This window comes from Halorientalis brevis, from assembly GCF_042678165.1.
GTDB lineage: Archaea > Halobacteriota > Halobacteria > Halobacteriales > Haloarculaceae > Halorientalis > Halorientalis brevis.
In genome coordinates, this window is record NZ_JBHUDJ010000001.1 from 227,508 (window position 1) to 240,527 (window position 13,020).

Below are 13,020 nucleotides of genomic sequence, written 5' to 3' on the forward strand. Positions count from 1 at the left end.
GGGAATAGAGGTTACGTTCCGGCGGGCCGGTCCGGTCAGTCACACATCGACAGAAAGCCAGGCGCGGATCGCCGGAGGAATTACCGTGGGTGCGACCGTATCGTCGACGATGCTGGTGCTCGGCGACGCGCACGCGGCCGACCCGGACAATCGCGCAGCCCTGGTGAACGCGTACGACGACGCGGCGGCCGACGTTGCGCTCCAGGTGGGCGACCTGGAGTGGTACGACCTCCCCGTCGAGACGTGGTTCATCGCCGGGAACAACGAGGACCTGGACGTCATCGACGCGCTCCGAGACGGCGCAATGCTGCCCGAGGTGACCAACGCCCACCTGCTCGCGAGCACGGCCGCCGAACTCAGTGGGCTGCGAATCGCCGGGCTGTCCGGCAACTACGCCCCGACGAAGTTCGACCGCCCGTGCAGCGAACTCTCCGGCGGACGGCGGCGCCACTTCACCCGCGAGGAGGTCGACCAGCTCGCCGCCATCGAGGACGTGGACGTGCTCATGACCCACGAGGCACCGACCGGGCTGCTGTACTTCGGCTACGATCCGGGTTGCGGGCACGTCAACGACCTCCTGGCGGCACTCGACCCCGACCTCTGTCTCGTCGGCCACCACCACCGCCACAAAGAAGCCGAGATCGAGGGCTGTCGCGTCGTCAGTCTCGCGCCCGCCTGGGAGCGATACTACACGCTCGATCCGACCGATCTGACGCTTGCGAGCCACGAGACGCCCGACTGAGACCGGTTCGCCGGGCGTCGCCACTCAGCCTCTGGATGCACGGTCACGTCCAGCGTCGGTGCTGTCGGTGGATCTGGGTGTAAAAGAACGAAGTCACGCTGTGTCGCTCTGTGGCGACAGTACGAAACTCTAGTTACGAACGACGTTGGTCGCGCGCGGGCCCTTCGGGGCGTCCTCGATGTCGAAATCGATCTCGGTCCCTTCCGTCAGGTCCTCGCCGCCAACGTCTTCCATGTGGAAGAAAACGTCCTCGTCCGCGTCCTCTGTGTCAATAAAGCCGTAACCGCCTGTGTCGTTGAAGAAATCAACCTTACCGTTTGCCATTGCAAATAGACAAATGCAGACTACAGGGATAAAGGTTCTGCATTCGTCCGTAAAATAGGATTTCAGATAGACGAACATCCAGTCCAAAAGTTTTGTAGCGGACATTCGACCACGCACAGTCGGTTCTCGGGGAGATAGTACTGGATTCGTCACAACGAGCGACAGGTTCCGTCGTATCCACAGTTCTCGTCGTGCCGGCACGTGCGACGAGATGCGATGAGCCGACGGGGCTTTACGTGTCGAGGGCAGTCCTCAGACGTGGATTCTAACGAGGTTCGGCAGGAGTGGGCAGAGCGGAGTGGGGAGTACTCGCCGGAATATTACGCGTACTACGGCCCTGACGAGACGAGCGAGTCGATCCGCAGTATTCTCGACCGGTTCGTCGCCCGCGACGCGTCCGTCCTCGAACTGGGCTGTAGTTCGGGTCGCCACCTGGCGCACCTGCTCGACCACGGCTTCGAGAACCTGGCGGGCATCGAGGTCAACGGAGACGCGTTCGACGTCATGGAAGAGACGTATCCGGCGCTTGCCGACCAGGGGACGTTCTACCACGCCGCGATCGAAGACGTCGTCGGCGACTTCGAGGACGGGCAGTTCGACGCGGTCTACTCGGTGGAGACGCTCCAACACCTCCATCCGGACGTCGAGTGGGTCTTCGAGGAGATCGCCCGGATCACCGACGACCTCCTCGTCACCGTCGAGAACGAGGGCGGGGAGGATCAATCGCACTCGGACGACCCCGACGTCAACTACGTCAACGACGACTTTCCCCTGTACTATCGCGACTGGAGCCGCGTGTTCACCGAGTTCGACTTCGTCGAGGTCGACGCCGAGGTGGGGGAACGAGACACCGTCAGGACGTTCCGCTCGGCATAGCCAGGATCGGCCAGAAATTGGGCCTCGGCACTCATAGGGTTCGTCACTGCCGGGTGTCGAGGCCGGCTCTGAACCGCAGTCCATCGTCATCGGCCATCGGTGGCTACGAGGCGGGGAGGCAAGTCGGTTGCCCTCCGTCCCGCGGATCGGACGGCGCTTACTCCACGATAGCCGTGAGCACGCTGGCCGCGCGGCGACCCGCACGGCCGTCCATCGGAATCCCGAGCCTGTCGAGCCAGGCGTCGCGACGGTCCCGTTCTGCCTGCGAGTGGCCGTCCTCGTAGAGGCGGTCGACTGTTTCGATTGCCAGCTCGTCGGTCGTCGTCCCGATCTCGGGGACCTCGTTGGTCTCGGAGACGACGTCGGTCAGCTGGAGCAGCGGACGTCCGGTGTGCAGCCACTCGGTGACGGTGCCCGAGTAGTCCGAAATCAGTACGTCGGCCCACAGCAGGCTCTCGACCGGCGACCACGCGTCGTCGAACGTGACGGTAGGCAGGTCACAGATGCGGTCGCGACACTTTCGAACCAGCGAGCGCGCAGGCTGTTCGAGCGTGTCGTGTGGATGCGGGCGAAAGCGGAGGTGATAGTCGGAGCCAGCGAAGGTATCGAGGACGTGTTCGGCCGTGTTGCACAGGGAGCCCTGTCCGTAGCGGGTGTTCGTGGGGGCGTATAGCACGCGTCGCTGGCGCGGCGGCTCCGAGTCGACGAGCGCGTCGGCTTCCGGGATGCCGACCGTCTCGACGGCGAGGGGCGACTCGGTCTCGCGGTACTGCGTCGCCCACCACTCGCCGGGCGCGAGTGCCGCGTCCATCAGCGGGAACACCTCTTCGACGTCGACCTGAACCGTTCCGCGGCCGATCGACGCGCCGTGTCGCACGTGGACCAGCGGGTACTCGGTCTGGAAGTCGACGTCCCTGTGGCGGTAGTTGTGGTTGTAGACGACCACTGACGGGTCGATCTCGCGGACCTGACGGTTCACGTAGCCGACGTCCATGTACGCGAGGTCGACCTCGTCGATCTCGTCAGTGCACCCTTTGGCCGCCGGCCGAAGCGGCAGGTACGCCGACGCCACGTCGACGTGGGGATCGATCGCCTCGAACGTCTTGGCCTGGAAGGGAAACTCTACGGTGTAGAGAATCTCGGGCATAGTGACGGCCCATCCAGGATACGCCAGAACCGTGGTTAACTGTTGGGAGAGTCAGAACGGCGACAAGAACGCGGCAGCGGCCGCTCAGGCGATGTCCCAGCGGTCGGTCGTCACGCCGTCGACCCCGACGTTCCGGAGCGCTGCGATCTCGTCGGCAGTGCGGGCGGCTTTCCAGGCGACGACGTCGAGGCCCGAACTCTGGGCTGCGGTGACGACGTCGGTCTCCAGACAGAGGTCGTAGTGAGGGTGGACGACGTCACAGCCGTGTTCGATCGCGATCTTGAGGCTCGTCGACGGGTCGGACTCGAACAGATAGCCCGTGGGAACGGTCCAGTCGACGGCGTTGACTTCCCGGAGGGAAGCCGGGCGGAACGACGACACGGTCACGTCCACGTCGTAGTCGGCGACGACGTCTCGAACGTCCGCGGCGATGCCAGTGTCTTTGAGTTCGAGTTGCGCCCGAACGCCCTGGGGGAAGGCGTCGAGCACGTGGTCGAGTTTGGGAATCGACTCGCCCGAGTCGAGCACGTCGAGGTCCCGGAGTTCGGTCCAGCTGAGGTCGGCGATCGGACCGGACCCATCAGTCAATCGGTCGACAGTCTCGTCGTGAAAGACGACCAGTTCCCCGGATCCACACCGACGCACGTCGACCTCGATGGCATCGAGGTACTGAGCAGCGCGTTTGACCGCCCTGACGGTGTTTTCCGGACACTGGGCGGCACAGCCCCGGTGGCCGATGAGCTCCATTACCGGCCTCCAAGCGTAGGACCGCATTAACGCTATCGGCTCTCTCGTCTGTCATCCCCCCAACGAGTTTCGTCCGAGTAACCCGCTGTTTCGACCGGGTGAAACCGATCCCGGTAGCCACGGACGTCTCAGGTCTGGAGATCGAGCCCGTCAGCGGCGTCTAGGGGGAGCTTACGGCGGGCTGCAAAGAGGTCACGCGGGTAGTTGATCTCGATGTGATGGTCTGCGGGAATCGGCACCATTTCGGTCTCGACGGTGGGATACAGCACGGGATACCACTCGGTGCGATGCTGACTCAGGTGATCGCGGACCGCATCGACGTGCGTGCTGTCGATGACGCCGAGGCCGGCGTGCCGGTGTCCGGTAATCATCCCGTACTCGGTGACGAGTCCCCGGTCGTCACACCGGACCGCCGTCGACCCGTCCTGGTAGCCCGGAATGCACCCGACGACGCTTCGCGCAGTCGTCGACGAGTGGCTGTCGATGAGCGCCGTGACGGCCGCTTCGGTCACGACGACGTCCCCGTTCAACACGAGCACGTCGTCGTCCACGCCGGCGAGGCCGCGACGGAGCGATTCCGCGTTCTCGTAGTCGTCCCAGTCCTCGAAGACGATGGTTCGCGCGTCCGTGATCTCGTCGATCACGTTCTCGTAGGCGTAGCCGAGCACGACGGTCATCGAGTCGACGCGCCCGGAGAGGACGCGTTTCTGTCGCTCGTACAGCGTTCGCCCGGCGAGATCGATGAACGCCTTGGGGATGTCCGACGCGTGAGAGCCGAGGCGGCTCCCCTCACCGGCGGCGAGGATTACTGCGTGCACGCCATCACCTCCGTTGCCGCTCGTTTCCCAGCGCGACCGTCCATCGGGACGCCGAGATCCGCCAGCGTGGTCGAGCGCTCCCGTGCCACGCTCGCCGGGTACCCGTGTTCGTACAGTTGATCGACAGTCGCGAGCGACAACTCCTCGGTGACCATACCGACGACGGGTACGTCGAGGTCGGCTTCCGTGTCGGTCACCTGGAGCAGCGGACGTCCGGTGTGGAGCCACTCGGTGATGATGCCCGAACAGTCAGAGATCAACAGGTCGGCCCACAGCATGCTCTCGCGGGGCGTGGTGGTGTCGTCGAAGGTGACGTTCGGCAGGTCCGCGATGCGCTCCTTGCAGGCTTCGGTGAGCGTGCGCCCCGGTTCCTCGATGCGGTCCATCGGATGGGGGCGGAATCGAAGCTCGTACTCGGAGTCGGCGAACGTATCGAGCACCTGTGTGGCCGTCCGGAGATAGCTGCCGCCGCCGTAGTTGTGGTTCGTCGGGGCGTAGAGGACTCGGCGCTCGCGGGGCGGGTCCGTGCTGACCAGTTCGTCCGCTTCCGGGATGCCGACGACCCGCACGTCCACGTCGTCCGGAAACTCCTCGCGATAGTGTCGCGCCCACTGCTCGCCGGGCGCGAGGGCGAGATCGACGACGTCGCCGAGGTCCCGCGTCGTGTTTCGCGCTTCGCCCCGTCCGAGTGACGCGCCGTGTCGCACGTGGACGAGGGGATACTCGCGCTGGAACGCCGGTCGCTCGTCGAGCACTTCCGTCCCGAAGCGGTGGTTCTGGACGACGACGTCGGGGTCGATGTCGAACACGGCCGCGTCGAGGTCCTCGACTGACGCGATCGATCGTTGGACGACGGGAATCGAGGTCGGACAGCCCGCCTCGGGCCGCAAGGGGAGCACAGCCGATGACGCGTCGACGTACCGGTCGATCGCGACGAACGTTTTCCGCATGAAACGTCGGTCGAACGTGTAGAGGATGGTAACCATGGTGACCCGATCAAATCCGTCCGCGGTGGTTGGCTGGCGATTCGCACCGACTCCGTAGCTCTCAATACAACAAAGGTGGCGTACATACACCAGCCAAATCATTAATCTTATCGCCTAATGTATTCGAAAACAACTGTAACAACCCGGACAGGACGTGACAAAAGCCCGTATACCAAGCCTCAGCCACGGCCCTGGCTGACACCCGTCCATGACCGTGAATCACCAGCTAGTTTTAGCAGCGTTCCGGCCGAAGTCCCAGCGGGAGGTACGGTACATGAAGGCATTCGTCATGGAAGAGCTCGAGGAAGTCGGCTTCGCGGAGAAGGACGTGCCGGAGCCGGGACCGACCGACGCCATCGTCCGGCCGACGAAGGGACTGGTGTGTACCTCGGACGTCCACACCGTCCACGGCGCGATCGGCGAGCGCGAGAACCTGACGCTCGGCCACGAGGCCGTCGGCGTGGTCGACGCCGTCGGATCGGCGGTCACGGACTTCGAGCCCGGTGACCGCGTCGCCGTCGGCGCGATCACGCCCGACTGGGGGTCCGCTGCTGCCCAGAACGGCCACCCGTCCCAGTCCGGCGGCGCGCTCGGCGGCTGGAAGTTCGCCAACGAGAAAGACGGAGTGTTCGCGGAGTACTTCCACGTCAACGAGGCGGACGCGAACATTGCCCACATCCCTCAGGGCGTCTCGGACGAGGAAGCAGCCTACGTCGCGGACATGATGAGCACCGGGTTCATGGCCGCCGAAAACGCAGACATCCCGATGGGTGGAACGGTCGCCGTGTTCGCGCTCGGACCGGTCGGCCTCATGGCCGTCAAGGGCGCGGCGTTGCAGGGCGCCGGGCGGATCATCGGCGTCGAGGCCGTCCCCGAGCGGATCGAGCTCGCGCGACGGTACGGCGCCGACGACGTGGTGAACTTCGAGGAGGAGGACCCGGTCGAGGTCATCACCGCGCTCACCGACGGCGAGGGCGTCGACGCCGCCATCGAAGCGCTGGGAGCCAACGCCGCCTTCGAGAGCTGTATCGCAGTCACGAAACCCGGCGGCACGATCTCGAACGTCGGCTACCACGGCCAGGGCGAGTACGTGAACATCCCCCGGAGCGAGTGGGGCGTCGGAATGGCCGAGAAAGACATCGTCACCGGCCTCTGTCCGGGCGGGCGCCTGCGGCTCCAGCGGTTGCTCAGACTCCTCGACGAGGGGCGCGTCGACCCCACGCCGATGACGACCCACGAGTTCGACTTCGCGGCCGTCGACGAGGCCTTCGAGCTGATGGAGAGCAAGGAAGACGGCATCATCAAGCCGCTCGTCGACTTCACGTAGCGATGGCCGGCCCTCACCGTGGTTATTTTTTGACCTGCGGTATCGAATGCTGGTATGCTCTCAGTACTGCCGGGGACCGACCGGTACCGAACTGGCTGGTGGGCGCTCACGCTGGCGCTCGGAGCGGCCTTCGCGTTCGTCTTCTACTCGTTCGTCGGCACGTTCGTCTTCGGCGTCTTTCTCTACTACGGGCTCAGGCCGCTCCAGCACCGGTTACAGCGGCACGTCTCGCCCGGCATCGCCGCGCTCGTCGCACTCCTCGCCGTGGCACTCCCCACGCTCGTCATCGTCGGCTCGCTCGCCGTCGTCGGCGTCGGCGAACTGGTCACGTTCGTGGAGGACGCACCGATCGAAGAGACGATCACGTCCTACGTCGATCTCTCGGACCTCACCGATCCGATCGACGGTGCCGAGCAGGTCGCGACCGGCGGCGACAGCCCCGTCCAGAGCGTCGTCGCCGCCAGCACCGGCGTGCTCCTGTTCCTGACCGACGTCCTCCTCCACCTGTTCATCACGGTGACGGTCGCGTTCTACCTGCTGCGTGACGACGACAACATCCGGGGCTGGTTCGAATCGAGCGTCGCCGACCGGGGAGCGCCGGCACACGCGTACGCGACTGCCGTGGACCGCGACCTCGGAACCATCTACTTCGGCAACGTCCTGTTGGTGGCCGTCGTGGCCGCCATCACCCTCGTGTTCTATCACGGGTTCAACCTCCTCGCACCAGCCGGTCTGACAGTCCCGTTCCCGACGGCACTCGCACTGCTGACCGGCGTCGCGAGCATGGTCCCGATCGTCGTGGGAAAGCTCGTCTACGTCCCGCTCACGGCGTATCTCGGGGTCGTCGCGGCCCGGACCGACCCCTCGTTGCTGCTCTTTCCGGTCGGTCTGTTCGTGGCCTGTCTCGTGTTCGCCGACCTCGTCCCGATGGCGGTGCTGCTGCCGCGCATCGCCGGGCGCAAGACCCACGTCGGCCTCGTCCTGTTCGCGTACATCCTCGGTCCGATCCTCTTTGGCTGGTACGGCCTGTTTCTCGGCCCGCTCCTCCTGGTGCTCGGCATCCAGCTCGTCCGCATCGGCTTCACCGAGTTGCTTCACGGCAGACCGCTCACCCCGCAGGTGACGGCCGCGCCCGCGATCGGATCAGACCCCATCATCGCCGACGAACACACCGCAGAAGACGCCGGCGACGACGGCGCCGAGTCGGACGACACTGAGACGACAGCGTCGGAATCGTGACCTGTCGGCGTCGAAACCCCTCGCTCGATTCTTTTCCTGCTCGCCGTGGACGCCAGTGATATGGATATCACCAGGGGCGTGCTCATCGCGCTCGCACTCGTGCTGTTGGGGCTCTCGGTCGCGTTCGTCGCCCCCTTTCTCCAGTTTTTCCTGCTCGCCGTGTTGCTCGCCTACCTCCTCGAACCGGCACAGAGACGTCTCACACCGCGAATCGGCGCGCGAGTTGCAGCGAGCCTGCTCGTTCTCGTGGCCACGCTGGCGTTGCTGATACCGCTCGTCGTGGTCGGGCAGGTCGTCGTCTCTGAAGGGCTCAGCCTGGTCCGACAGGTCAGACAGGGGGACATCACGCTCGCGCAGGCAGAGCAGGTGATCTACGGCGTCACGGGGCTCCGGGTCGATATCGCGGGAACGCTCCAGTCGGCCCTCAGCGACGGGGGAACTCAAGCGTTCGGCAGCCTCCTCGGTGCGTTCGGTGCCGTGACGCACCTGTTCGTCGGACTCGGGCTGACGGTGTTTCTCCTCTATTATTTCCTCAAGGACGGGACCGCGTTCATGGCCTGGTTGCGTCGAACGCTCCCGCTCCCGGACCACGTCCAGAACGAACTCTACGCCGCGCTGGACGACATCATGTGGGCGGTGCTGGCCGGACACGTGTTCGTGGCGGTCGTCCAGGGCGTTCTCGCAGGGATCGGTCTCTTCGTCGTCGGGATCCCCAGCGCCCTGTTCTGGACCGCCGTGATGGTGGTTCTCTCGCTGCTCCCGATCGTCGGCTCGTTTCTGGTCTGGGGCCCCGCGGTCCTGTTCCTGATCGCGAACGACCAGCTGCTCCCCGCGGTGTTTCTCCTGTTCTGGGGGAGCGTCATCGTGGGTCTCTCGGACAACTACCTGCGGCCGATCGTCGTCGATCGCTACGCCCAGGTCAGCCCCGCCGTCATCGTCCTCGGGCTCGTCGGCGGCATCACCGTCATGGGCATCATGGGCCTGTTTTTCGGCCCGATCGTCATCGGCGCACTCCGCGCGACCCTCGACGTGTTCCGCGACGAGTACCGCTCGCCCCCCGGAACGTAGCACGCAGGCCGTCACCGACTGCGGACTCCTCACTCGGCGACGCGCTCGCGGGCGGCCGCGACCACCAGCGGCAGCGTGATTGTCGCGTCGGCGTACACGGACGCGTTCCGTGCCGCCTTCTCCAGTTTGCCCCAGGAGCGGGCTTCGTCCAGCGTCGCCCCCGAGAGGCCGCCGGTGGACGGCTGGTCCATCGTCAACTGCACTGCGTAGTCGTAGGCGTCGGGCGCGACCAGCATCGTCTGGAGGACGAAGTTCTTGGGGACGCCGCCGCCGACGACCAGCGCGCCCGCTTCGTCCGCCTCGAACGCCTGATCGGTGATGGTGTTCATGTCCGCGAGCGCGTCGAGCGAGAACTCGCTCGTCTGGCCGTACATCCACGCCTGGAGCCCCAGCACGGAGTCCTGGATGGCCGGACAGTAGACCGGCACGTCGTGTTCGTACGCCGCGGCGGCGATGCCCGGGCCTTCCTCGACGTCCGCCCGTTCGTTGACCTCGCCGTTGGCCCGGCCCAGTTCCGCAACCAGTCGCTGGATGCTGACGGTGCCTTCCTCCTCGACGGCCGGAAACACCTCGTCGCGGAGGTGGCCCTCGAACAGCGCGAAGTGCTCCTGGGGGAGATACACGTTGTAGATGCGGTCGACCTCCTCGTCTCGCAACTGTTCGTCGTGTTCGCGCTCGGTCTTGCCCTCGGCGTGGACCTGCCCGTGGTGGTGTTTCCCGCCGATGGCCTCGATGGCGTCGTGGGTGAGGTTCGCGCCGGTCGTGACGAGCGCGTCGACGTGGCCGTCGCGGATGAGGTCGGCGACGATGCGGCGCATGCCGCTGGGCACCATCGCACCGGCGAGGCCGACGAAGTTCGTCACGTCGTCGTCCAACATCTCGGCGTAGATGTCGACGGCCTCGTGGAGGTCCGCCGCGCCGATGCCGGCCTCGCCGTACTCGTCGGCGAGCTGGCCGACGGTCATGCCGGCGCGCGCCTCGGCGTGGGCGATCGGATCGTGCGAAAAGGTCTCCCGTTCCGGTGGCTGCCACTCGTGGTCGTCCTCGGTCATTGCAGGAGGATTGCGACCGAGCGGTTTCAACGGCGCGGTTCGAGACCCCGGCGACTCACCCTTGCCCGCCAGCGAGCGCGCTCGCTTCGGGGAGCGTCCGCAGGTACAGCATCGCGGCCGTGCCGACGAGGGGGCCGACGACCAGCGGGACGAAGGCCCAGCGCCACCCGACGGCCTCGGCGACGACCGGCGTCAGCTGGATCGACCCGATCGTCAGGAGGTAGCCGATGGCCGTCTGCAGGGTCAGCGCCGACCCGACGTAACTGTCCTCGGCGAGTTCCGAGACGGCCGCCGAGAACTGCGCGGAGTCGGCCACGACGGCGAACCCCCAGACGAGCACGAAGGGCACGAGGACGACGACGGGGCCGCCGAAGACGAACCCGGCACCGACGCACGCGGCCCCGCTGACGACCATGCTCGCGCTCGTGATCGTGGTCCGCCCCATCCGATCGGCGTAGATGCCCGCGACGAGCGCCCCCGCGCCGCCGACGGCGATGGTCCCGAACGCGACGAGCGCGGCGAAGGCCGCCGACTCGCCGCCGCTGGCCGCGAAGCTGGCGGCCAGGTAGACGGGAATCCACGTCCAGACCGCGTACAGCTCCCACATGTGCCCGAAGTAGCCGAGGTTGGCCAGCATCGTCCCCCGGTCGCTGACCATCCGGCGCACCGCACCCGGGTCGAACGGCGCTGCCGGAGCCTGGTGCGGGCCCGGCCGCACGGAGAGGACGAGCAGGCCGCCGATCCCCGCCAGCCCTGCCGCACCGAGGAGAACCAGTCGCGGCTGGCCGACGCCGCCGACCGCCCGGAGCAGGTGTGGCATGGCCGATCCGACGGTCAGTGCGCCGACGAGCGACCCGATGGCGAACCCGCGGCCCTCCCGGAACCAGCCGGCCATGATCTTCATACCGGGGGGATAGACGCCGGCCAGCGCGACGCCGGTGAGAAAGCGCAGGACGACGGCCGGGAGGAACGACGAGACCGCCAGTGCGATGGTGGCGGTCGCGACCGCACCGACGACCGCGGAAACGGCAAAGAGGTGGCGCGGCGGAACGGCGTCCGAAAGCGTAAACACCGCCGAAAGCAGTGCGCCGACGACGAAGCCCAGTTGCACGGCGTTCGTCAGCCACGCGGTCTCGGCACCCGAGAGGCCCCACGCCGCGGCGAGTTCCGGCCCGACGGCCGACGCCGAGAACCAGAGCGTCATCGCCAGCAACTCGGCGAGCGCGAGGACGATCAGGACGCGGTACTTCCGGCTCGACGATTCCCGGGCGGCGATGGACTCGTCAGTTTCCGCGGTACTCATCTGTCGAGAGAATGACCGCAAGCCGTGTAAAACTGGGGTCGGCGTGGCGGTGAGCGCACACGATCGCAGTGAGCAGTCAGTTCGTCGTCGTGATCTCGACGACGTCCCGGTGGTCGAGTTCGTGATCGGAGCCGATCTGGCGGCCCGACCGAACGTCTTTCCCGTGGAGGAACCCGTCGCCGATGTCGGTGTGCAGGAAGTACGCGAACTCCTCGGCGGTCGCGCCCTCGGGGAGGACGAAACAGTCCTGCAGGAAGGTGCCGTCCTCCTGGGGACTCTCCGCGCCGGGGAAGACGGCGATGGCCCCGAACTCCTCGAACAGCGCGGTCTCGATGGCCTGCTGGACGCCCGTCCCCTCGAACGCCGTGACGAACGACCGAATCTGTTCGAGGCCGGCCGCCTGCTCGTCGCTCAGGTCGGCGACGATGTCGAACTCGCTCGCGCCGGGACGGTACTCGACGGCGCCCTGCTCGTCGGCCTGCTTGAGCGCCTTCTCGGCGTGCGCAGAGACGGGGACGACAGTCAGGTGCTCGTACTCGGGATCGCTGGTGATCTCCTCGAAGTTTTCCTGTGCCTCGGGGGTGTCCATCTTGTTGGCCGCGACGATCATCGGCTTGGTCCGGATGCGAATCTCGCGAGCCAGGCGTTCCCGGTCGTCTTCGTCCCAGGTCTCCGGGTCGAGGTCGAGTCCGAGCGAGAGGATGACCTGCTTGATCTCGTCTTTGTTCGTCCGGAACGCGCTCATCTGCTCGGCGAGGTCGACCTCGATCTCCTTCTCTTCGCCTTCGTACCCCGACCGGTAGCGCTCGATCCCCTTCTCTAAGATGTCGAGGTACCACATGTCGAGTTCGTTCTCCAGGAAGTCGATGTCCTCGCGGGGGTCGTGACCTTCAGTGGCTTCGCCCTCCATGTCCGTCGTCCCCGAGAAGTCGACGACGTGGACCAGCACGTCCGTCTCGTTCAGGTCCGAGAGGAACTGGTTACCCAGTCCCCGGCCCTCGTGGGCACCCGGGACGAGGCCAGCGACGTCGACGAGTTTGACGGGAACGTACCGCGTCCCCTCCTCGCAGTAGCCGTGGTTCGGCGTGCAGGTGTGGTCGAACTCCGGCGCGGCGCAGTCGACTCGCACGTAGGCCTCGCCCACGCTCGGATCGATCGTCGTGAAGGGGTAGGCGCCCTCCGGCACGTCGTTCATCGTGGCAGCGTTGAAAAACGTCGACTTCCCCACCGAGGGTTTGCCGACCAGCCCGATCTTGTAACTCATTGCACCGACATAGCCGAACGATTCGCTAAAGGGTTTCTACCCTGATAAGTAGTGGGAGAGAGTGACAGACAGGCCCCAAGACAGGGGCGTTCTGAAAACGCTCGTTCGATTTTTGTAAACTATTATG

Annotated in this window: 13 protein-coding genes; 5 read left to right on the forward strand and 8 right to left on the reverse strand. The window is 66.0% G+C overall.

The features are described from left to right. Nucleotides 1-109 precede the first annotated feature (109 nt). Nucleotides 110-742, forward strand: coding sequence for a metallophosphoesterase family protein (locus ACFR9U_RS01200; protein WP_282594254.1), 633 nt, complete (start codon nt 110-112; stop codon nt 740-742). A gap of 129 nt (nt 743-871) precedes the next feature. Here the strand turns inward: ACFR9U_RS01200 and ACFR9U_RS01205 are convergent, their stop codons facing one another. Further along, nucleotides 872-1,066, reverse strand: a complete 195-nt coding sequence (locus ACFR9U_RS01205) for a cold-shock protein (RefSeq protein WP_247377525.1) — start codon at nt 1,064-1,066, stop codon at nt 872-874. A gap of 258 nt (nt 1,067-1,324) precedes the next feature. Here ACFR9U_RS01205 and ACFR9U_RS01210 point away from each other — a divergent pair, with 258 nt between their 5' ends. Continuing rightward, nucleotides 1,325-1,942, forward strand: a complete 618-nt coding sequence (locus ACFR9U_RS01210; RefSeq protein WP_247377523.1) for a class I SAM-dependent methyltransferase — start codon at nt 1,325-1,327, stop codon at nt 1,940-1,942. Between the two features lie 157 nt (nt 1,943-2,099). Here the strand turns inward: ACFR9U_RS01210 and ACFR9U_RS01215 are convergent, their stop codons facing one another. The 4 genes from ACFR9U_RS01215 to ACFR9U_RS01230 all read right to left on the reverse strand — a co-directional run bounded on the left by ACFR9U_RS01215 (nt 2,100) and on the right by ACFR9U_RS01230 (nt 5,640). Continuing rightward, on the reverse strand, nt 2,100-3,089 hold the full coding sequence (locus ACFR9U_RS01215; RefSeq protein WP_247377521.1) for a CDP-glycerol glycerophosphotransferase family protein: 990 nt from the start codon (nt 3,087-3,089) through the stop codon (nt 2,100-2,102). Nucleotides 3,090-3,173: 84 nt separating this feature from the next. Further along, nucleotides 3,174-3,836 (reverse strand): glycerophosphodiester phosphodiesterase, encoded by a 663-nt coding sequence (locus ACFR9U_RS01220; protein ID WP_247377519.1) that lies wholly within the window; start codon nt 3,834-3,836, stop codon nt 3,174-3,176. Between the two features lie 128 nt (nt 3,837-3,964). Beyond that, a complete protein-coding gene (locus ACFR9U_RS01225; protein WP_247377517.1) occupies nt 3,965-4,654 on the reverse strand; it encodes an NTP transferase domain-containing protein in 690 nt (229 codons plus the stop codon). After that, on the reverse strand, nt 4,642-5,640 hold the full coding sequence (locus ACFR9U_RS01230; RefSeq protein ID WP_247377515.1) for a CDP-glycerol glycerophosphotransferase family protein: 999 nt from the start codon (nt 5,638-5,640) through the stop codon (nt 4,642-4,644). Before ACFR9U_RS01230 ends, ACFR9U_RS01225 begins: the two co-directional genes overlap by 13 nt. A gap of 274 nt (nt 5,641-5,914) precedes the next feature. On the opposite strand from ACFR9U_RS01230, the gene ACFR9U_RS01235 reads away from it, so the two are divergent. From ACFR9U_RS01235 to ACFR9U_RS01245, 3 genes are read left to right on the forward strand one after another with little or no spacing between them, the layout of a single operon-like run. Then, the gene (locus ACFR9U_RS01235) at nt 5,915-6,967 is read left to right on the forward strand and encodes an NAD(P)-dependent alcohol dehydrogenase (RefSeq protein ID WP_247377514.1); all 1,053 of its coding nucleotides are present in this window, start codon (nt 5,915-5,917) and stop codon (nt 6,965-6,967) included. A 54-nt stretch (nt 6,968-7,021) separates the two neighbouring features. Beyond that, nucleotides 7,022-8,206: an AI-2E family transporter gene (locus ACFR9U_RS01240; protein WP_247377511.1), complete on the forward strand. Its 1,185-nt coding sequence runs from the start codon at nt 7,022-7,024 to the stop codon at nt 8,204-8,206. Nucleotides 8,207-8,266: 60 nt separating this feature from the next. Continuing rightward, a complete protein-coding gene (locus ACFR9U_RS01245; RefSeq protein WP_247377509.1) occupies nt 8,267-9,274 on the forward strand; it encodes an AI-2E family transporter in 1,008 nt (335 codons plus the stop codon). Nucleotides 9,275-9,303: 29 nt separating this feature from the next. Here the strand turns inward: ACFR9U_RS01245 and ACFR9U_RS01250 are convergent, their stop codons facing one another. The 3 genes from ACFR9U_RS01250 to ACFR9U_RS01260 all read right to left on the reverse strand — a co-directional run bounded on the left by ACFR9U_RS01250 (nt 9,304) and on the right by ACFR9U_RS01260 (nt 12,893). Next, nucleotides 9,304-10,326 carry a deoxyhypusine synthase gene (locus tag ACFR9U_RS01250; RefSeq protein WP_247377507.1) on the reverse strand — a complete coding sequence of 341 codons (1,023 nt, stop codon included), beginning with the start codon at nt 10,324-10,326 and terminating at the stop codon, nt 9,304-9,306. A gap of 55 nt (nt 10,327-10,381) precedes the next feature. Continuing rightward, nucleotides 10,382-11,629 (reverse strand): MFS transporter, encoded by a 1,248-nt coding sequence (locus tag ACFR9U_RS01255; protein ID WP_247377505.1) that lies wholly within the window; start codon nt 11,627-11,629, stop codon nt 10,382-10,384. Between the two features lie 76 nt (nt 11,630-11,705). Next, nucleotides 11,706-12,893 carry a redox-regulated ATPase YchF gene (locus ACFR9U_RS01260; protein ID WP_247377503.1) on the reverse strand — a complete coding sequence of 396 codons (1,188 nt, stop codon included), beginning with the start codon at nt 12,891-12,893 and terminating at the stop codon, nt 11,706-11,708. Nucleotides 12,894-13,020: the final 127 nt, after the last annotated feature.

Coding starts and splice junctions, on each gene's coding strand:
- ACFR9U_RS01200 (WP_282594254.1), top strand. CDS start 110: ATGCTGGTGCTCGGCGACGCGCACGCGGCCGACCCGGACAATCGCGCA.
- ACFR9U_RS01205 (WP_247377525.1), bottom strand. CDS start 1,066: ATGGCAAACGGTAAGGTTGATTTCTTCAACGACACAGGCGGTTACGGC.
- ACFR9U_RS01215 (WP_247377521.1), bottom strand. CDS start 3,089: ATGCCCGAGATTCTCTACACCGTAGAGTTTCCCTTCCAGGCCAAGACG.
- ACFR9U_RS01220 (WP_247377519.1), bottom strand. CDS start 3,836: ATGGAGCTCATCGGCCACCGGGGCTGTGCCGCCCAGTGTCCGGAAAAC.
- ACFR9U_RS01230 (WP_247377515.1), bottom strand. CDS start 5,640: ATGGTTACCATCCTCTACACGTTCGACCGACGTTTCATGCGGAAAACG.
- ACFR9U_RS01235 (WP_247377514.1), top strand. CDS start 5,915: ATGAAGGCATTCGTCATGGAAGAGCTCGAGGAAGTCGGCTTCGCGGAG.
- ACFR9U_RS01240 (WP_247377511.1), top strand. CDS start 7,022: ATGCTCTCAGTACTGCCGGGGACCGACCGGTACCGAACTGGCTGGTGG.
- ACFR9U_RS01245 (WP_247377509.1), top strand. CDS start 8,267: ATGGATATCACCAGGGGCGTGCTCATCGCGCTCGCACTCGTGCTGTTG.
- ACFR9U_RS01250 (WP_247377507.1), bottom strand. CDS start 10,326: ATGACCGAGGACGACCACGAGTGGCAGCCACCGGAACGGGAGACCTTT.
- ACFR9U_RS01255 (WP_247377505.1), bottom strand. CDS start 11,629: ATGAGTACCGCGGAAACTGACGAGTCCATCGCCGCCCGGGAATCGTCG.
- ACFR9U_RS01260 (WP_247377503.1), bottom strand. CDS start 12,893: ATGAGTTACAAGATCGGGCTGGTCGGCAAACCCTCGGTGGGGAAGTCG.